Source organism: Cryomorpha ignava (assembly GCF_010686655.1).
Lineage (GTDB): Bacteria > Bacteroidota > Bacteroidia > Flavobacteriales_D > Cryomorphaceae > Cryomorpha > Cryomorpha ignava.
On record NZ_JAAGVY010000006.1, the window covers coordinates 95358 to 114629 of the forward strand.

A 19272-nucleotide genomic window follows, 5' to 3' on the forward strand; every position below is an offset into this window, starting at 1 on the left:
GATTCTTTAGGAGCATATTGGGAATAAGCGCTCATTCACCTGTCAGGTTCCGTTGAAAACTTTGTTGAAAATCATTTGCCTAACGCCCCCAATCACTCCGTAAAAATCCTTTAATTTTGTCTATTAATCTGCACTAAAAAATCCACAACGATATGGTTACACTATTCGGAAAGAAAAAGCTTACCGAAGATCGCGTTGCAAATGTATTTGTGAATGGAATCCAGGCACTTATAGATTCCGGATTTGAAGATGTGGTAGGATTGATCAACGACAGCCCGGAGTTTATACAAAGTCCGGAGTTGAAAAGCGAAGACATTGGGCCGTTTACAATGATTGTACTTGCCGGCAATCTGCAAATGATTCCCGCCCATTTTCCGGCAGGCCAAGATAAGCGGATTACTGAGCATGTCCTCGAAAAATTTGCCACGCTTTACGAATTGGAAAAAATGGATCTCGCTCAAATGGTTAGCGATACCCGAAAGTTTATGGCGCGCAAGAATCACCCAAGCAAAAACACCGTAAATGGAATGGCTAAAGGTTTGTTTTGCCGCTATGAGCTCAACAATTTTCAGGAAGAATACTTTAGAAATCTGCAGTCGCCCAACCCTATTTTTATTCAGCGCTTAAAAGATGCTTTAGAAAATTTTATGTGGAACTGGGCTGCCATCACTGAAAAGTACAAAGTGGTTCAACACGATTAAAGCATTCTTCTAAAAAAACTTCACGCTTATTTACAAGTGGCTTTACAAGCCAAATGCTTTTTCTGCCATTTCGCACACCTGACCACCAATAGCAAGCGAAGCTGTAGCAGCCGGCGACGGGGCATTGAGCACGTGGATGCTTGTATCTTTAGTTTCTATTCTAAAATCGTCGCGGGTATCGCCGTCAGTGCGCAACAGTAGTGCACGCACTCCCGAACGACCCGGTTTTAAATCATTCATGGTAAGAGAAGGAACCAAGCGCTGAAGTGTTTTGAGAAACAGCTTTTTTGAGAATGCACGGCGGTATTCGTTGATTCCAAATTTCATATTTTTGAAAAACAACTTCCACGTACCCCCGTAGGAAAGCGCATCAAGCGAATCGCGCAAATTAAAATCAGTTTTACCATAACCCTCACGCTTAAAAGTGAAAACGGCATTAGGCCCACATTCTATTTCGCCATTCGTCATGCGCGTAAAGTGGACTCCTAAAAACGGAAAGTCGGGGTTTGGAACCGGATAGATCAGGTTTTTTACTTTGTGGTGTCCGGATTCTGTAAGCTCGTAATAATCTCCTCTGAAGCCAACAACTTTTTCCTTGAGCTGCACCCCATCTTTTCGCGCCATTCTATCGGCCTGCAAACCAGCGCAAAATACCTGATAGCGTGAGTTATAAGCGCCTTTATTCGTCTTCAACTCCTTGTATCCGTCTTTGGGAACAATGTCTATTACCTCTTCCTGAAGCGCCAGGCTACTCTCGGAATTTTCGGCAAGAGCCAATTCTACCATTTTTGCCGTAGCACTTCTAAAATCTATTATTCCAGTTACCGGCACATAGATACCGGCAATTCCTTCACAAAACGGCTCGTGCTTCTTAATTCCCTCGGCATCAATCTTTTCTATTCCTTCAATTCCGTTTTCTATTCCTATTTGGTAAATTTTATCGAGCATAGGCAATTCCGATTTATCAACTGCCACAACAACTTTTCCGCATACATCGCAATCTATACCATGCTTTTCGGCGAAAGCCACTAATTCTTTGCGCCCTTGCACACAGTTTAAAGCCTTTAGCGAACCGGGTTTGTAATAGAGACCCGAATGTAATACCCCACTATTATGCCCGGTTTGGTGGTCGGCCAGCATGTTTTCTTTTTCAATCAAGACAATCTTTAAGTGGGGATGTTTTATTTGGAGCTTATAAAATGTAGCGGCTCCTACGATTCCACCGCCAATTATGGCAATGTCAAAAATTTCGCTTTCGGGCATATGTGCAATTTGATTGCAAAAGTAAGGTTTTGCTTCTATTCCAATAATTAAATAAAGAGGTTGCTGCTCTATTCAGCAACGAAAAAGGGGCGATCTCTACGAGACTGCCCCTTCTAAAATTAATCAAGCAATATTTTATTGCGGTGTGATCGTTACTTTGATAATTGAACTCGGATTAACAGGCACTATACTAGGTGCATTCTCAACCAATCGCACAGTATTATCGGCATCTGCCGCTCCGGTATTCGGATTTTCCTGACGAATAACCTGATCAGGCCCAGAGCCTGGATATTGGTCTACCTCTGTTCCCGCATCGTAGAGCAGAATAGATTCGGTTACATTTCCCGAAACGGGGGTATTCCCATTAAACAAGGTAATTCCACCATCAGGAAAAGCATAGAACCAGTCGTTGCTCTGTACAAACATCGTTGCAATTGAGAATCGATCGCCAGGTTCTGCGTCAAAAGAAAAAGTAAAGCTTTGCCCCGGGCCTATTGCTCCAGGATCAGATGCGCCTACAGGTGTAGTAAACGCTCCACTTACAATCACTCCACTTTTTTCTGATAGTGCTGCTGCAAGATCATCTGGAGCACCATCTTCTGCGATGGCTTCTAATCCTTCTCCAAAATCAGCTATATTATTTTCAAACATCGGCTTAACACCTGTTTCGTGTACTGCCCATGCACCTGGTGATAGGGGTACTATTACACCGATCTCGTCGGCGATTCTTGCGGATTCCACGCTTGCATCTCCGTCTTCAGCAATATTTTCAATTCCCTCACTTGCAGTAATTCCTGTGCTAAAAAAAGGATCGTCGCTTGTATGAATACCCCAAACGAAAGGCGACATAGGCACCGGCCCTGTAGCATTAGGATCTGTGTAAGGAATGGCGATGGTACCTGAATTAGATACGTTCTCAAATCTCACTTTAAAAACATTATCGCCCAAATATTCTACCTCAACGTATATTACATCTTCCACATTTGGTAAATCATTTACACCATCGGTATTATTGTTAATTAAGGTAATAACTCCATTTTCATCTTCGCCAACATCTGAAGCATTCTCTTCACCTGCAGTGGCATCTTGCTGGGGCTTTTGGTTCGGCCCCCCTGTTACTTCATTTACTTCGGTGCCGGCATCCCAAAGCAAAACCTGGCTTGTAACATTCGCAGGAGCACCTGATCCTATTGGGTTATCAGAATCGTCATATAAAGCAATTCCATTCCCGTTGGGAGAAAGAAACAAATCGTTTGATTGTACAAACATTGTTACAAAAGATAATTTTGGCCCATCATCACCGGGCAAAATATGAGGGCCTGCCTGAAATGTAATTTCGTAGCTGTCGTCCGGAAAAAGTGGTCCCGGAGCACTTGCGTTAACTGGCGTATTTACCACGCCACCTTCAAAAAATGCATGTGGCATATCCACATTTTCTATAGTGACCTGAAAGGTGGAAGGCCCTGTTGGAACCGGCACAACTACTTCTTCATCGTCGCTATTACACGATGATAAAATGAGCGCAAAAGCGCAGCCTAATATTATTAATTTTTTCATTGTTTTAGTGATTAATGGTGTTTAAATTGGAGCACACCAAATTAGATTTTGGAGAACTCGATTTGTGATAGAAATTACTTCTCTCAAAAAACAAACAATCGTAAGTTTTTAATGTTCAATAATATCCGTAAACAGAGACAATTGAAAATCGAACTATTGCAATCCCAAAAAGCAAATTGTATTATAAAGAAGTCGAAATAGTTGAGTTTGTTGACCCACGAATGCATGGCTTGGTATTAAATGAACGAAATTAAGGTTATTAGAAAATGTCTAGAAAAGTTCATCATCGGATTTTTTAATTATAAGATTCTTAATTTGTGGTGGATCTTACAAATAGCCAGCATTAAAACCGTCTCGTCTATTCGGGAATAGTCTCGTACTTTTCAACCTTGGGCACAAAAAAAAGGAGTAGTAAACCGATTACAAAAAACAATCCGAGTGCAAGCACCGAATTGCGCAAACTTCCGGTGAGCTCAAAAATAAGCCCAAAAGTAAGTGTACCGAGTACAATGCCCACCTTATCGCATACGTCGTAAAAACTAAAATAAGAAGCGTGATCTTTTGTATCGGGTAGCAACTTAGAGTAAGTACTGCGGCTCAATGCCTGAATTCCTCCCATTACACCACCCACCAGCGCAGCAAGCACATAAAACTCGTAAGGCGTATATACGGAATAGGCTAAATAACAAACTGCTATCCAAACAATTACAGCAGAGCCTAGTGCTTTGATATTTCCAATTAAGCTGCTTAACCACGAAAAGAAATATGCGCCGGCTATAGCTATTACCTGAATAATCAATATACTTACTATCAATCCACTGTCAGGCATTCCTGCAATTTCATTTTTTGCAAAACTCACCGCCATATACATAACAGTTTGTACACCCATATTGAAAACAAAAAATGCCATCAAAAAACGCTTTAGCTTTTTGGTTTTTCGCAAATCGAAAAATACTTTTCGCAATTCTAGGTAGCCCTTGTACAAATACTCACCTTTTACTTTTTTGCCATGTACATTTCCCGGAAGGCGCACAAAGCTAATTTGGGCAAAACCGATCCACCATAATCCAACCATCACAAACGATATTCTGGCGGCAGTTCCATCCGGTTTCAATCCAAAAAGTTCGGGTTTCATAATCATTACTAAGTTAATAACGAGCAAGATAACACTACCGATATAGCCCAGAGAATATCCTTTTGCACTTACACGATCCTGGTTTTCAAAGCTGGCAATCTCTGGCAAATACGCATTGTAAAACACTTGGCTCCCGGAGAAACCAATGGCCGCAAGAACAGATATAATTAAGCCAACAAGTAGAAAGTCTGAATTGAAAAAGTAAAGACCAATACATGAAATACCACCTAAGTAGCAAAAAAACTTCATAAACGTTTTTTTGCGACCTGCATAATCGGCAATACCCGAAAGCAGTGGAGTAATGAGCGCTACCAATAGAAAAGCAAATGAAAGGCTATAAGAGAAAAGTGCTGTGTTGCGAAAGGTTCTGCCAAAGATTTCTACAAAATCAGGGGTTGAATTTTCGTAAAAAATAGGAAAGATAGACGATGAGATAACCAGCGAGTAAACCGAATTTGCCCAGTCGTACATAGCCCAACCATTAATCGTTTTGGGATTATCTTTTTGTACGGCTTCTGGGGGCGCATGAGTGGCTATTTCCATTGCCGAAAAATAGAAAATTATCGACTACCAAAAAGATTCCGCTCATTTACATTTCAATAATGTAAAAAGTAACTCTTCTATTTCTGGTTCTGCCGGCTTCGGTATCATTCGTTTCTATGGGTTCGCTTTCGCCAAAACCCTTATAAACCAGGCGTTCTTTCACAACTCCTTTTGATATTAACCAAAGCGAAACCGCTTCGGCACGGCGGCTGCTTAAATCGAGATTGTAGTCATCGTCGCCAACATTGTCGGTATATCCGCGTATTTCTATTCTCATTTCCGAATATTCACTTAGTAGCCTCTGTAAAGCTTCTAACTGAAAAGTAGATTCGGGTCTCAAAGTGGCAGAATCTGTCTGAAAAAAAACATTGCGCAAATTAATCACCTTTCCTGTGGCAATAACTTCCGGCAGGTTTTCAGGTCGGCAAGTGGCTTCTACATCGGCAATTGGGATTTTGGCCAGACAGAGATCATCGAAGTAGTACCTTACGGCGAATAATTGTGGTAAATTGCCAAATGGTTGAGTATAATCCGGTCCTGATTTTGGTCGTCCATAATTACTTGAAGAAGTTTTTTTCTCTACAACAATTCCTTTTTTCTTGTTTTTCTTTTTCTGCTTTTTTTGTTCTTTCAAGTAGGCTTGCTGATCTTTGGGCGACATATAGAGCCAGGCTTTCTCCTCTCCCATTTCTTTTTTGCGCTGCTCCATTTTATGGCGAAACTCAATATCTGAAAGAAATTCTTCCTGTTGTTTCTCTCTGTGCTCCAGCCATTGCGTTTTCGGGAAATATCCCATTGTAAAATGGGTTTCGCCACCCTTTGCTGTAAATGTATCAACCATTTGAAACCACTCAAATTTCTCACCGTCGGGCAATCTCAAATTTACTTGCGGATCAAAAAACAGATCGCCGGGTACGTGGGTTGATAATTGTTCTGTACCAAAATAAACCCCAATATATCGCTGCATATCGGCACCTGAACTTTTAGTCCGCTTCAAGCGGGCATTGACTTCGAGTCTGTACTTCTCTCCCTTTTCTAGAGGCCTCAAAAGCTTTACATGAAGATATTCATTCGGCTCCATATTGTACATGCAGAGTCCATTTTCATAATTTCCCGAAAGGGGCTGATCTTGCTGATTTGGATTTGCACTTTCGTAATGGTAATAAGGCCCCTGTGGTTGCACCCACTGATATTCAAGCTGAGTAAAAAGCTCTTCAAAGCCCGGATTCGGAATCAAGTTTTGACCATGCGCCATCCGCATCCCGAAAAGGGAAAGAATCGCAGTCAAAAGAATATAGCTCTGAATCTTCATTTCAAAACAACAATCGATGGGCCAAAATCTTGGAATAGTTTTTCCAAAACGGATAGCTACATAAAAAAAAGAATCCGGTGTTGTTTACGCACCGGATTCACTTCAAGTTTTAAGTTTGAATTTTCGCTTTTAAAATAGCGTTTTAGAAAACAATTTTGAATTCTACCCTTCTGTTTTTAGCAAGCGAAATAGGTGTGGACATTTTTGAAACGGGCTCGGTATTGCTTTTATTGTCCATTAGCACACGCGTTCTATCAACACCCTGTGCGGCAATGTATTCACGAACATTTTTAGCTCTATCTTCCGCAAGAGTAGCAAGACTCGTTTCCTTTTTAGCCAAGTCTGCCTCTTCATTGTCTGAGTGGGCAATTACTTGAATTTTCATCATTGGGTTGGCTTTCATCAATTCTACAATCTGATCTATTGTACGCTCGGCTGCAGAAACCACTTCGGCTTGATACTGATAGAAATAAGCATCAATGGCATCTACTTTTTCTGACATCGTCATATCGTCGCTGAGTTGTGTAGTTGCAGAGTAAATAACTTTGCTTTCGGGAATTTTGGTGTTGGCGCAACCGCAATTTTCATTTGCTTCAATACGGCGCACTTCTACCTGATCGATATAATAATAAGCGGCAATTTCGGGACCTTTCTCATAATCTGACGAAACTTCGCGGGTTTCGTTTGCGGTATTGGCATCTGTCGCGAAATTCCCGATGGTTAGATATTGTTCATTTCCTTTAGCTGCGTATCGTTTGCAAAAATCCCACCATCCATCGGTTTGAGATACAACAGCATTTCTATCGTTCACAATGGCATCAGAATTAACAATGGCACCTGTTCCTTTTTCGCTTACTTTCTTCTGAGTAATCAATGCGCCCATATTATTTGATGCGTAACGCGATCTTTCTGCGAGCGAAGCTTTATATTTAATACAATACAGATTGTTTTCCTTCATTTTGCTTTTGAGCTGTACAGTTAGGTACGAGCGTGAGCGCTTGCTGCGGTAGCTATAAGCCACTATACCTGCATAATTTTCACCATCAGCCGGATCTTCTTTGCCATACATATTCTCGGGAATGGATACGTAGCGGCTTTTAATATTTGTGGCAAATAGATCTGGTATTACGTCAGTGGCGAAACCCCATTCTTTGGTAAGATCAAATTGTTCGTCACGGCGCAGGCTTCCTTCAAAATTTTCAAAGCTTCCATTTGGAACCATATTGTCAGGATCGGGATCTTCGTCTTGTGCGCTAACCGGTAAGAAAGCAATTGCAGCGGCAAAAAAGAATAGCAGTTTTCTAGTTTTTATCATGTTTATAGGCTTTAATGGTATCAATAAATAATTTAACTGCCATTGGATCGGTATCTGGATAAACGCCGTGGCCCAGGTTGGCAATATGTTTGTGTGGACCAAAATCGGCCAGCATTTTTTTTGTTTCCTTTACAATTTCCTTGCCATCGGCGTAAAGCGTTGTGGGATCGAGGTTTCCCTGAAGGGTTTTGCCCGGTCCGGCCATCTGTCGGGCAAGGTTTACCGGCATATTCCAGTCAAGACCTATGGTATTGCACTCGAGCAAGGCAAGATCTCGAATAGAGAAATGTGCACCTTTTGCGAAAAGGGTAACAGGCACCTGAAGATCTATGGCATTACAGATTTTTTCCAGATACGGAATACCAAAAATACGATACTGCTCGGCTGAAAGAATACCCGCCCAAGAATCAAAGATTTGCAGCAAATGCACTCCCGCATTTATCTGCTGCTGCAAATAATTAATAGTAGAATCGGTAATCATTCCGAGTAATTTATGAGCCAAATCAGGTCTTTGCCAAAGCATTTTTCGCGCTTTAGAAAAAGTTTTAGAGCCACTGCCTTCTACCATGTAGCAAAATATGGTAAGTGGTGCTCCGGCAAATCCAATCAGCGGCACACGGCCATCTAAACCGATAAGCGTATGTTCAATAGCGTCGTAAACGTATTGAAGCTCACCACCTTCGGCAACACGAATTTTGTTTAAATCATATTCTGAATCAATAGTTGATGGGAAAAACGGTCCTTTTTTTTCGATCATTTCATAGGTCAATCCCATTGCTTCGGGAATTACCAGAATATCAGAGAAAATTATCGCCGCATCAACACCCAAAATGTCTACCGGTTGAATGGTTACTTCAGCGGCAAGGTGTGGGGTTTCTACCAGTTCTTTAAAACCCGAAAGGCTGTTTCGTATAGCGCGATATTCAGGTAAAATTCTACCTGCCTGACGCATCAGCCACACGGGAGTGCGCTCTATATCTTCTCCTTTGGCAGCGCGCAGCAACAAATCATTCTTTAATTCAGTCACAATTTTTCTTTTCAGGAATGGTAAAAGTAAGTCAATTCATTGGATAGAAATAAAAAACCGCCGAAACGATTTGTTCCGGCGGTTTTTTGAATTCAATTAACAAACAGGATTAGAAACTGTATGCAAGACGCAAACCAAGATAGCTTGCTGCCACACCTTCCACTGTAGTTGTTGATGTTTCTCCGGTGATCGGATTTACAAAATCAACATCCTCATCCTTTGCAGTAACAATTTGGTACTTAAGAGAAATGGAGATGTTTTCATTAATGAAATATCCTACTTCCGGCGCGAAACTAAAATTCACTTGGCTATCAGAATCTCCTTCAATTGTTACACCTGCAACTTCCGTGTCATCAAATGACGCAATACTCATGTGAACACCGGCTAAAACACCAAAGAAAAGTGATTCTCTTTGCTCTGTTATATAATAACGTGCACCAACTTGAATTGGAATTTGCATAAAACTGTATTCGTCGAATTCAGTGGCATAGAAAAGTACACCTACATTCGCCAAAGCAGCAATATTGTCAGTAATTCCGACTTCATATAGACCTGAACCACCAATACCGAAGTTTGCAGCATCTGCAAAGTCACCCATAGGGATAGCGATTTCCAAACCTGCATTTCCATAATTAAGCTGTGCATTAGCTGTAACAGTAAACATCAGTGCTACCACAGTAGCTACTCCTAAAATTAATTTTTTCATGAATTTATGTTTTTATATTTCGTGGCGAAGTTAACAGATTTTTTAAATAAAAAAACTGTTCTTTATCATTCTCGTACTCTTAACATGAAAAATCACGCCGTAACATTGGCGTGATTTTAAAATTTTGACAATCTTTCAGTGTACTGACTGCAAGATTATAAAAGCGTATTTGCGTGTATTTCTTTAATCAGATTTAGAGCAGAACCTGCTTTATACCAAGCGATTTGCCCATCATTATAAGTATGGTTTGTTTTTATCACATCTTCAGTCCCATCGTCATGCTTAAAGCGAATATGAATTGGTTTACCTTCTGCAAACTGATCTAAATCAACTGTTTCGATAGTGTCGTTTTCACGAATCTTGTCGTAATCTTCTTCATTTGCAAAAGTAAGACCCAGCAAACCTTGCTTTTTGAGATTGGTTTCGTGAATACGCGCAAAAGATTTAACCAAAACCATTTTAACACCAAGATGACGTGGCTGCATGGCAGCGTGCTCACGCGAAGATCCCTCACCGTAGTTGTGGTCGCCTACAACAATACCTGGAGTATTTACTGCCTTGTATGCACGCTGTACATCTGGTACGGTGCCATACTCTCCGGTCAATTGGTTTTTTACCTTATCAGTTTCTTGATTGAAAGCATTCATCGCACCTGTTAAAGTGTTGTTTGAAATATTATCAAGATGTCCGCGGTAGCGCAACCAAGGCCCGGCCATAGAAATATGATCAGTCGTGCATTTGCCAAAAGCCTTAATTAGCAATTTCATACCTGTGATATTCTTACCATCCCAGGGCTTAAAAGGCTCAAGTAATTGTAAGCGGTTTGAATCCGGGTTTACCACAACTTCTACTTCGCTCGAATCATTGGCCGGAGCCTTATAACCAGGATCTTTTACATCAAATCCTTTTGGCGGAAGCTCAAAACCTGTTGGTTCGGCCAGTTTTACCGCTTCTCCCTTGTCATTAATTAGGGTATCGGTAATAGGGTTAAAAGTAAGATCGCCTGCTATTGCAATTGCGGCAACCATTTCGGGCGATGTAACGAAAGCGTGTGTATTTGGATTCCCATCAGCACGTTTTGAAAAATTTCTGTTGAAGGAGTGGATTATTGAGTTCTTCTCCTGCTTGTCAGCTCCGGCTCTCGCCCACTGACCAATACATGGCCCGCAGGCGTTTGTAAATATTTTAGCTCCAAGTCTTTCAAAAGTATTAATGTAACCATCGCGCTCAATGGTGTATCTTACTTGTTCAGAGCCTGGATTAATTCCAAACTCTGCCTTTGGACGCAAACCTTTTGCCAAGGCATCTTCGGCAATTGAGCTGGCTCTTGAAATATCTTCGTATGATGAATTGGTACATGAACCAATTAGTCCCCATTCTATTTTTGTAGGCCAATCGCTTTTTCCAGCCACCTCTTTCATATCATGCACTGCCGTTGCCAAATCGGGAGTAAAAGGGCCATTGATATGTGGAGCTAGGGTATTGAGATCAATTTTTATTACCTGATCGAAATATTTTTCAGGGTTTTCATATACTTCAGCATCACCGGTAAGGTGTTCGCCTATTCCATTTGCAAGATCAGCAACATCGGCCCGACCGGTAGCACGTAAATAGCGCTCCATAGACTCGTCGTATCCAAAATTAGAAGTAGTGGCTCCAACTTCGGCTCCCATATTACAAATAGTTCCTTTTCCGGTGCACGAAAGATTTTTAGCTCCTTCGCCAAAATATTCAATAATAGCACCTGTTCCACCTTTTACCGTAAGGATACCCGCCACTTTAAGAATAATATCTTTTGGTGCAGTCCATCCACTTAGTTTTCCGGTAAGCTTTACGCCAATAAGTTTTGGGAATTTAAGTTCCCACGGCATTCCGGCCATTACGTCAACAGCATCGGCACCACCTACTCCGATGGCTACCATTCCCAGTCCGCCGGCATTTACTGTGTGCGAGTCTGTTCCGATCATCATTCCACCCGGAAACGCATAATTTTCAAGTACTACCTGGTGAATAATCCCGGCTCCCGGCTTCCAGAAACCAATACCGTATTTGCTGGAAACAGAATCGAGAAAATTAAATACTTCAGAACTTTTATTGATAGATTCCTGCAAATCTTTTTCCGCACCATCTTTTGCTTGAATCAGGTGATCGCAATGTACAGTAGTAGGAACAGCAGTTTGTGGCTTTCCCGCTTGCATAAATTGCAAAAGTGCCATTTGTGCCGTTGCATCTTGCATGGCAATTCTATCTGGCGCAAAATCAACATAAGATTTACCACGCTCAAAAACCTCTTTGGCAGCACCTTCTGACAGGTGCGTGTAGAGAATTTTTTCTGTAAGCGTAAGTGGTTTATTTAAAATTTTACGTGCAGCGGCTACCCTTTCCGGATATTTTTCATATACTGCCTTAATCATATCAATATCAAAAGTCATAGTCATTATATTTTTCAGAAGTGGCCGCGAAAATACCAAATTATGATGAGCGGTTAAAGTCGAAAGCGAGAGATTCGTAGATTTACACAATAATAATCGTCTAAGCTTAGAAAAGTGCGCCGGTATAACCTTGAAAATGTAAAAATTGCACTGCGCTCTATTCGCGGCCAAATGTTGCGTGCCACCCTCACCGCACTCATTATTGCTGTAGGGATTACCGCTTTAGTTGGGATTCTAACTGCTATTGATGCCCTTCAAAACAAGATTGAAAACGACTTTTCTGCCATGGGATCAAACACATTCAATATCAGAGCCAATGCCGGAAGTTTGCGCGGACAGCGGGATGGTCAACGCGAAAAACGAAACGAGCCCATTAGATATAACGATGCTACCGAGTTTCTTGAAAGATACGATTATCCCGCCGTCGCTGCAGTTTCTACCATGGTAAGTTTCAATGCCCAATTGCGCTATCAATCAGAAAAAACCAACCCAAATGTTCAGGTTTTGGGAACTAGCCGCAATTATCTACAAACTGCAGGATATACTTTTGAAAAAGGACGCGGATTTTCGGAAGATGAAGCCAATTCGGGATCGCCTGTTATAATTATTGGCAAAGACGTGGCTGATAAGCTCTTTAGTAAAGGTATAATCGACCCTATTAGTCAGGGAGTTTTTGTGGGTGGAAAGCGGTTTTCGGTAATAGGTGTTTTGGCTTCGAAAGGGAACAGCATGGGCTTTGGGGGTGATAACCAAGTCTTAATTCCACTCACCAATGCGAGATTAAATTTTCAGAGTGCCAATAGCGATTACGTAATAAACGTTCAAACCATGCAGGCACAAGATATGGAGGCCGCGAAAAGCGCCGCGATCGTGCCTTTGCGAAATATCAGAAAAGACAAGCCCGGAGAAGATAGTTCATTTGACATTACCCAAAGCGATAGTCTGGCCAGTATGATCATTAGCCAAATATCGCTTATCGTAATTATTGCAACAATTATTGGAGCCATTACCCTTTTAGGCGCTGCAATTGGACTTATGAATATCATGCTGGTATCTGTTACCGAGCGCACCAAAGAAATTGGTATTCGAAAATCAATTGGTGCGAGTGCTAAAAAAATTAGAAATCAATTCCTGATGGAAGCCATAATAATTGGTCAAATAGGTGGTTTTCTGGGCATTATAATGGGAATCGCCTGTGGAAACGCAATCGCTTTGCTAATTGACAGCAGCTTTATCATTCCATGGAAATGGATAATTGGCGGAGTGGTTTTGTGTTTTGGTGTGGGGCTTGTTAGTGGGTATTATCCGGCTAAGAAGGCTGCGGCGCTTGACCCTATTGAGGCTTTGAGGTATGAATGAGTTTTTGGTTCTTGGTTTTTAGTTTTTGGATTGATAAGTCAGTTGATTAAAATATGAGTAGCCCCCATCGATTTATCGCGGGGTTAATTTTCAGTTATTGGTTCGAGAAGTTCATGGATATGAGTAGCCCCGCGATAAATCGCGGGTGTACGTCTCATTAACAATTCGTATTTTTGCAGCAATTATTGAATCGACATGGAAAAAATTGCTCCCTATAAACCCAAGAATAAAATCAGAATTGTAACAGCTGCTTCGCTTTTTGACGGACACGATGCCGCCATAAATGTGATGCGACGTATCATTCAATCTACAGGATGTGAGGTTATTCATTTGGGTCACGATCGTAGTGTAGATGAAGTGGTAAACACTGCTATTCAAGAAGATGCGCAAGCTATTGCGATGACTTCATATCAGGGTGGACATATAGAATATTTCAAGTACATGCATGATTTGCTCAAAGAAAAGGGAGCAGGACATATCAAGATTTTTGGTGGCGGCGGTGGAACGATTCTTCCCGAAGAGATTAAAGAACTTCAGGATTACGGTATTACGCGCCTGTATCATCCTGACGATGGCCGAAAAATGGGTCTTCAGGGAATGATAAACGACATGGTAGAACAAAGCGACTACCCTACTGGCGCTGAGCTGAATGGCGAAGTAAAACACTTGAGCAAAGACGATCCGAAAACGGTGGCTCGCGTGATTTCGGCAGCTGAAAATTACCCCGACTCATTCAAAGAAGAATTGCAAAGCATTCGCGATAAAGCGAAAAAAATCGATACGCCCGTTTTGGGAATTACCGGAACAGGTGGAGCCGGAAAATCATCGCTTGTTGATGAGCTTATTCGCCGATTTTTAATTGATTTTGAAGATAAAACGTTGGCTATTGTTTCCGTTGATCCATCGAAGCGGAAAACGGGTGGCGCGCTACTTGGCGACCGTATTCGTATGAATTCGGTGAATAGCCCGCGTGTTTATATGCGCTCCCTCGCTACACGCCAAAGCAATATGTCACTTAGCAATCACGTAGCCGATGCGCTTAGCATTCTTAAAACGGCCGGTTACGATATGATTATTCTCGAAACTTCGGGAATTGGCCAGAGCGATACCCAAATTACAAACCACAGCGATATTTCGCTTTATGTGATGACGCCGGAATACGGCGCAGCAACACAGCTTGAGAAAATCGATATGCTCGATTTTGCCGATATAATCGCTTTGAATAAATTTGATAAGCGCGGTGCCTTAGATGCTGTGCGCGATGTAAAAAAGCAGTACAAGCGCAACCATCAGCTTTGGGATGCTGAAGACGAAGACCTACCTGTTTTTGGAACCATTGCTTCGCAGTTTAACGATCCCGGAATGAACGCCTTGTATCGTCAAATAATGCATACAATCGTTGAAAAAACGGGGGCAAAACTGGACACTACATTTGGCGTTTCTAGCGAAACATCTGAAAAAATATACATCATTCCGCCGGAGCGTACGCGCTACCTTTCTGAAATTTCGGAAAATAACCGTGCTTACGATAAGTGGACACTAAAAGAAGGTGAAACTGCTGACAAGCTTTACAGTCTGGCACAAAGCATTAAAGTTTTGGGTGGCCCAGATAAGTTGGCCGGCGAATCTGTGGACGAGAAAGCAGACGGTTTACTTAAAAAGCTGGACGAACAATTTGAGCAAATCAAAAAAGATCTCGATCCGCATAACTGGGATACCATTTCTAACTGGCAAGCATTAAAAGAGCGCTACCAAGCTCCAGAGTTTATCTTCAAAGTTCGCGGAAAGGAAATCAAGATTCAAACACATTCCGAATCACTTTCACATCAGCAAATTCCAAAAATATCGCTTCCGAAATACAGAAGTTGGGGAGATATTTTACTGTGGACTTTACAGGAAAACGTACCCGGATCTTTCCCATACACAGCCGGAATTTATCCGTTTAAGCGCGTGGGCGAAGACCCTACACGTATGTTTGCCGGCGAAGGTGGGCCGGAGCGCACAAACCGACGCTTTCACTACGTGAGCCAGGGTATGCCGGCAGCAAGACTTAGCACGGCTTTCGACTCTGTGACCCTTTACGGAAACGATCCCGATTACAGACCCGATATTTACGGTAAAATCGGAAATTCGGGTGTAAGCATCTGCTGCCTTGATGATGCCAAGAAACTGTATTCCGGCTTTAATCTTTGCGAGCCAAGCACATCGGTGAGTATGACTATTAATGGCCCTGCTCCTATGCTTTTGGGCTACTTTATGAATGCCGCCATAGATCAGCAATGCGAGCTATTCATCAAAGAAAATGGTCTCGAAAAAGACATAGAGAAAAAGATTGACGCGAAGTATAAAGACCTTGGTGCTCCACGTCCGGAGTACCGCGGCGATTTGCCCGTTGGGAATGACGGCCTTGGGCTTATGCTTCTTGGCCTTACCGGCGATGAAGTGCTTCCCGCAGATGTTTATGCCGATATAAAGGCACGCACATTAAATGTAGTACGGGGAACGGTTCAAGCCGATATTTTAAAAGAAGATCAGGCACAAAACACTTGCATTTTTAGTACAGAATTTGCCTTGCGCCTAATGGGCGATGTGCAGCAATATTTTATTGATAAGGCAGTCCGCAACTTTTACTCGGTTTCTATCTCGGGTTATCACATTGCCGAAGCGGGTGCAAATCCGATTACGCAGCTGGCGTTTACCTTAGCTAATGGGTTCACTTACGTGGAATATTACCTCAGCCGCGGGATGGACATCAACGATTTTGGACCAAACCTGTCGTTTTTCTTTTCGAATGGAATTGATCCCGAGTACGCAGTAATTGGCCGCGTAGCTCGCAAAATTTGGGCAAAAGCCATGAAGCAAAAGTATGGAGCCAATGATCGTTCGCAGATGTTGAAATACCACATCCAAACTTCCGGTCGCTCTCTACACGCACAGGAAATTGACTTTAACGATATCCGAACTACCCTTCAAGCGCTTTATGCCATTTACGATAATTGTAACTCTTTGCATACCAATGCTTATGATGAAGCAATTACAACGCCTACCGAAGAGTCAGTGCGTAGAGCAATTGCCATTCAGCTGATTATCAACCAAGAACTCGGCCTTGCCAAAAACGAAAACCCAATTCAAGGTGCTTTCATTATTGAAGAACTTACCGAGCTTGTTGAAGCAGCCATTCTTGCTGAATTTGACCGCATAAACGAGCGCGGTGGCGTACTTGGCGCAATGGAAACGATGTACCAACGTAGCCAGATTCAAGAAGAAAGCATGTATTACGAAACGCTGAAACATACGGGTGAGCTTCCGCTAATAGGTGTAAACACGTTCTTAAGCAGCAAAGGTTCGCCAACCGTAACGCCGGGAGAAGTAATTCGCGCCACTACCCAAGAAAAAGAAGATCAGATTGAAACGCGAAATGCATTACAAGAACGAAACAAGAAGCGTACAGAAGCTACTTTGAAAAAAGTTCAGGAAGCCGCGCTGCGCAATGAAAATATGTTTGAAGCATTGATGGAAGCTACTAAGATTTGTACGCTTGGGCAGATTACCAATGCGCTTTTTGCGGTTGGTGGGCAGTACAGGAGAAATATGTAGTTTCGGTTGCACACGATTAATGATGTTGATCGTTGCCTTCATCTTTTTTATACCACAAGAAAAGGTGTTGTTTGTGATAGATAAAATAATTTCAGTGCGAAGTATCTGATCCCGTGTTTCATGTAAAATAGCTGATCACGTGCGACCCTGTCCATACGGATTCCCTTCGGTCTTAAGGGTCGTATGTTTGTAGTAGAAGTTGTTATTTTAGACGCGAAACGCGACACTGTAAGGCGTCGTACCTTTTAGTTCTTGAAATTGAGAAAATCTAGTGCGACTCCTTACAGGGTCGTCGGACGCTATCAAAACTTTAACGCTACAAACATTTGACGCCTTACAGGGTCAAATGTTTACCAATTTTTGTCCTTTTGAACAATACTTTTCGAAGGCATTGAAAGAAGGCACGAAAATTTTCAAGCATTAATTTACCAGCAAATTAGTCGAATTGAGAATTAAAGATGCAGCCAATTTATATCGTTCTCATCATGATATTTGCTAACCTGTAGATGCAGCAACTATCAAGTTAGAGCGAAAAAAGCCAAGGTGGCAAAATCCTATTTTAATAAGATTCGAAAATTGGTTGCATAAGACCTAGATTAATTTTGTTATAAAACTGAAAATGAGATTTTTGTACGTTCCTGCATCGCCAGTTCGGCCATCGAGCCGGTGGTCGAGCTGGTCATCGAGCTAAGTCGAGATGGGAGCCGAGATGAGATGTTAATGCACCCCAGCCATCCATCTTTTAATAATTGGCGAAAGCAATATGGCCACAACGCCTATAGCAAGCGTTATCGCTCCAAAGCCAGCATATACCGATGCATAAGAATACAACTGCTGAAAGGCATCACCTTTTTCAAAAGTTGTAGTAGGATCAAGTCCTGAAATTAGGTGAGTCAAATCTCCAAAGTAGCCCTGGGCAAAATAATTGGCATCGCCTTTTACGGCTGTGAGCTTGGCGATTTTTCCTGCAAAAAAATGTCCGTAAAAGGAAGATGAGAAGAATACACCCATTATAAACGCCAGGTATTTTGGCGGTGAAAGCTCTGTCATTTTTGAGAGCCCTATTGGCGAGATAAGCAACTCGCCAACGGTGAGAATAAAGTAACCAAGAATGAGATAAAACATAGGCGTTTTAGCAAATTCATCGGCTTGATGACCACCAAGAGCGAAGACCAAAAAACCAACACCGAGTAAAACAAGACCCAGACCAGCTTTAATGGCCGAGTTTGGATTCATTTTCTTGACCGATAGCTTTGTCCACATCCATGAAAAGGGAATAGCCAAAGCAATAATGAAGAAGGAGTTGATGCTATTGGTTTGTGCTGCATTCATGCCAACGAGCGCCACATTTCTATCTGCAAAAAGTGTTAGCGAACTTCCAGCTTGCTCAAAAATAGCCCAGAAAAGCGACATGAGAATAGTGAAATAAGCGGTAACAAGGAGTTGTGTTTTTGCCTTTCCGGAAACGGAGCGGTAGATGTAAATCATAGCACCGATAATAAAAAAGGTAGCTACCCAAACGATGTAATGCTCTATCTCATTGTATTTTATAACGAGAGCAAAAAGTGGAATCGACGCGAATGAAGCCAGATAAATTATTTTTTCTCGGCTTATCCCAGCAAATTTTAGTGCTAGCCCTGCATTTTTTGGCGGAAGCCCTTCTTCGCCAAAAGTATCGGTTTTAAGTCCGCGGGTAAAGGTGAAAAGTCCGGCAAGCATCCCTATTCCCGCAAGGGTAAAGCCATAATGCCAGCCGTAAAGCTCTGCTATCCATGCACAAACGAGCGGCGCGAGAAAACCGCCAATATTAATTCCCATATAGAAAATGGTAAATCCGGCGTCGCGGCGTTTGTCATCTTGATCGTACAGCGTTCCCACGAAAGTGGAAATATTGGGTTTGAAAAATCCATTACCGACTATTAGCAATGCAAGCGAACCGTAGAAGAAAATAGGGTGTTCGATGGCCAGAAAAAAGTGGCCCATTGCCATAAGAATTCCGCCGAGCACAATAGATTTTCGATAACCCAAATAATGATCGGCAACGAGCCCGCCAATAAGTGGAGTAAAATAGACCAAGGACATATAAGCGGCAAAAATTCCAAACGACATTTCGTCAGAATAAATGAGTTGCTTGGTCATGTACAGCACAAGCAAGGCACGCATTCCGTAGAACGAAAAGCGCTCCCACATTTCTGCGAAAAACAAGTAAAAAAGTCCTTTGGGGTGGCCGAATAGTTGGGGGCGATCTATGTGGTTTGGCATCATCGAGTTTTATATTTTGCTCAATGATATTGGATCACCAATTAGTTAGCACACGGAATAATA

General features: G+C 42.1%; 12 protein-coding genes. 3 read left to right on the forward strand and 9 right to left on the reverse strand.

Annotated features, from left to right (window positions below):
• Positions 1-152: 152 nt before the first annotated feature.
• On the forward strand, positions 153-701 hold the full coding sequence (locus tag G3O08_RS05200; protein WP_163283618.1) for a hypothetical protein: 549 nt from the start codon (positions 153-155) through the stop codon (positions 699-701).
• 42 nt (positions 702-743) lie between these two features.
• Here G3O08_RS05200 and lhgO read toward each other — a convergent pair whose 3' ends face one another.
• From lhgO to G3O08_RS05240, 8 genes are all read right to left on the reverse strand, one after another.
• Positions 744-1964 (reverse strand): L-2-hydroxyglutarate oxidase, encoded by a 1221-nt coding sequence (gene lhgO / locus G3O08_RS05205; protein ID WP_163283619.1) that lies wholly within the window; start codon positions 1962-1964, stop codon positions 744-746.
• Positions 1965-2099: 135 nt separating this feature from the next.
• Entirely contained in the window at positions 2100-3521 is a 1422-nt protein-coding gene (locus G3O08_RS05210; protein ID WP_163283620.1) for a spondin domain-containing protein, read from the reverse strand.
• A gap of 358 nt (positions 3522-3879) precedes the next feature.
• Positions 3880-5199: an MFS transporter gene (locus G3O08_RS05215; RefSeq protein ID WP_163283621.1), complete on the reverse strand. Its 1320-nt coding sequence runs from the start codon at positions 5197-5199 to the stop codon at positions 3880-3882.
• Positions 5200-5245: 46 nt separating this feature from the next.
• On the reverse strand, positions 5246-6511 hold the full coding sequence (locus G3O08_RS05220) for an OmpA family protein (protein ID WP_163283622.1): 1266 nt from the start codon (positions 6509-6511) through the stop codon (positions 5246-5248).
• Positions 6512-6653: 142 nt separating this feature from the next.
• A complete protein-coding gene (locus tag G3O08_RS05225; RefSeq protein WP_163283623.1) occupies positions 6654-7826 on the reverse strand; it encodes an OmpA family protein in 1173 nt (390 codons plus the stop codon).
• Positions 7813-8853, reverse strand: a complete 1041-nt coding sequence (gene hemE / locus G3O08_RS05230) for a uroporphyrinogen decarboxylase (RefSeq protein ID WP_163283624.1) — start codon at positions 8851-8853, stop codon at positions 7813-7815. The genes G3O08_RS05225 and hemE overlap by 14 nt, the downstream gene beginning before the upstream one ends.
• Before the next feature lie 109 nt (positions 8854-8962).
• Positions 8963-9559 carry an outer membrane beta-barrel protein gene (locus G3O08_RS05235; RefSeq protein ID WP_163283625.1) on the reverse strand — a complete coding sequence of 199 codons (597 nt, stop codon included), beginning with the start codon at positions 9557-9559 and terminating at the stop codon, positions 8963-8965.
• A 155-nt stretch (positions 9560-9714) separates the two neighbouring features.
• Positions 9715-11991 (reverse strand): aconitate hydratase, encoded by a 2277-nt coding sequence (locus tag G3O08_RS05240; protein WP_163283626.1) that lies wholly within the window; start codon positions 11989-11991, stop codon positions 9715-9717.
• Between the two features lie 114 nt (positions 11992-12105).
• Here G3O08_RS05240 and G3O08_RS05245 point away from each other — a divergent pair, with 114 nt between their 5' ends.
• Together G3O08_RS05245 and G3O08_RS05250 are read left to right on the forward strand one after the other, a co-directional pair.
• Positions 12106-13350 carry an ABC transporter permease gene (locus G3O08_RS05245; protein WP_204336776.1) on the forward strand — a complete coding sequence of 415 codons (1245 nt, stop codon included), beginning with the start codon at positions 12106-12108 and terminating at the stop codon, positions 13348-13350.
• A 195-nt stretch (positions 13351-13545) separates the two neighbouring features.
• A complete protein-coding gene (locus G3O08_RS05250) occupies positions 13546-16947 on the forward strand; it encodes a methylmalonyl-CoA mutase family protein (RefSeq protein WP_163283627.1) in 3402 nt (1133 codons plus the stop codon).
• A 717-nt stretch (positions 16948-17664) separates the two neighbouring features.
• Here G3O08_RS05250 and G3O08_RS05255 read toward each other — a convergent pair.
• On the reverse strand, positions 17665-19212 hold the full coding sequence (locus tag G3O08_RS05255) for a peptide MFS transporter (protein WP_239540979.1): 1548 nt from the start codon (positions 19210-19212) through the stop codon (positions 17665-17667).
• Positions 19213-19272: the final 60 nt, after the last annotated feature.

Excerpts from the sequence above, each read along its gene's own strand:
- G3O08_RS05200 (WP_163283618.1), top strand. The coding sequence starts at position 153 with ATGGTTACACTATTCGGAAAGAAAAAGCTTACCGAAGATCGCGTTGCA.
- lhgO (WP_163283619.1), bottom strand. The coding sequence starts at position 1,964 with ATGCCCGAAAGCGAAATTTTTGACATTGCCATAATTGGCGGTGGAATC.
- G3O08_RS05210 (WP_163283620.1), bottom strand. The coding sequence starts at position 3,521 with ATGAAAAAATTAATAATATTAGGCTGCGCTTTTGCGCTCATTTTATCA.
- G3O08_RS05215 (WP_163283621.1), bottom strand. The coding sequence starts at position 5,199 with ATGGAAATAGCCACTCATGCGCCCCCAGAAGCCGTACAAAAAGATAAT.
- G3O08_RS05220 (WP_163283622.1), bottom strand. The coding sequence starts at position 6,511 with ATGAAGATTCAGAGCTATATTCTTTTGACTGCGATTCTTTCCCTTTTC.
- G3O08_RS05225 (WP_163283623.1), bottom strand. The coding sequence starts at position 7,826 with ATGATAAAAACTAGAAAACTGCTATTCTTTTTTGCCGCTGCAATTGCT.
- G3O08_RS05235 (WP_163283625.1), bottom strand. The coding sequence starts at position 9,559 with ATGAAAAAATTAATTTTAGGAGTAGCTACTGTGGTAGCACTGATGTTT.
- G3O08_RS05240 (WP_163283626.1), bottom strand. The coding sequence starts at position 11,991 with ATGACTTTTGATATTGATATGATTAAGGCAGTATATGAAAAATATCCG.
- G3O08_RS05250 (WP_163283627.1), top strand. The coding sequence starts at position 13,546 with ATGGAAAAAATTGCTCCCTATAAACCCAAGAATAAAATCAGAATTGTA.
- G3O08_RS05255 (WP_239540979.1), bottom strand. The coding sequence starts at position 19,212 with ATGATGCCAAACCACATAGATCGCCCCCAACTATTCGGCCACCCCAAA.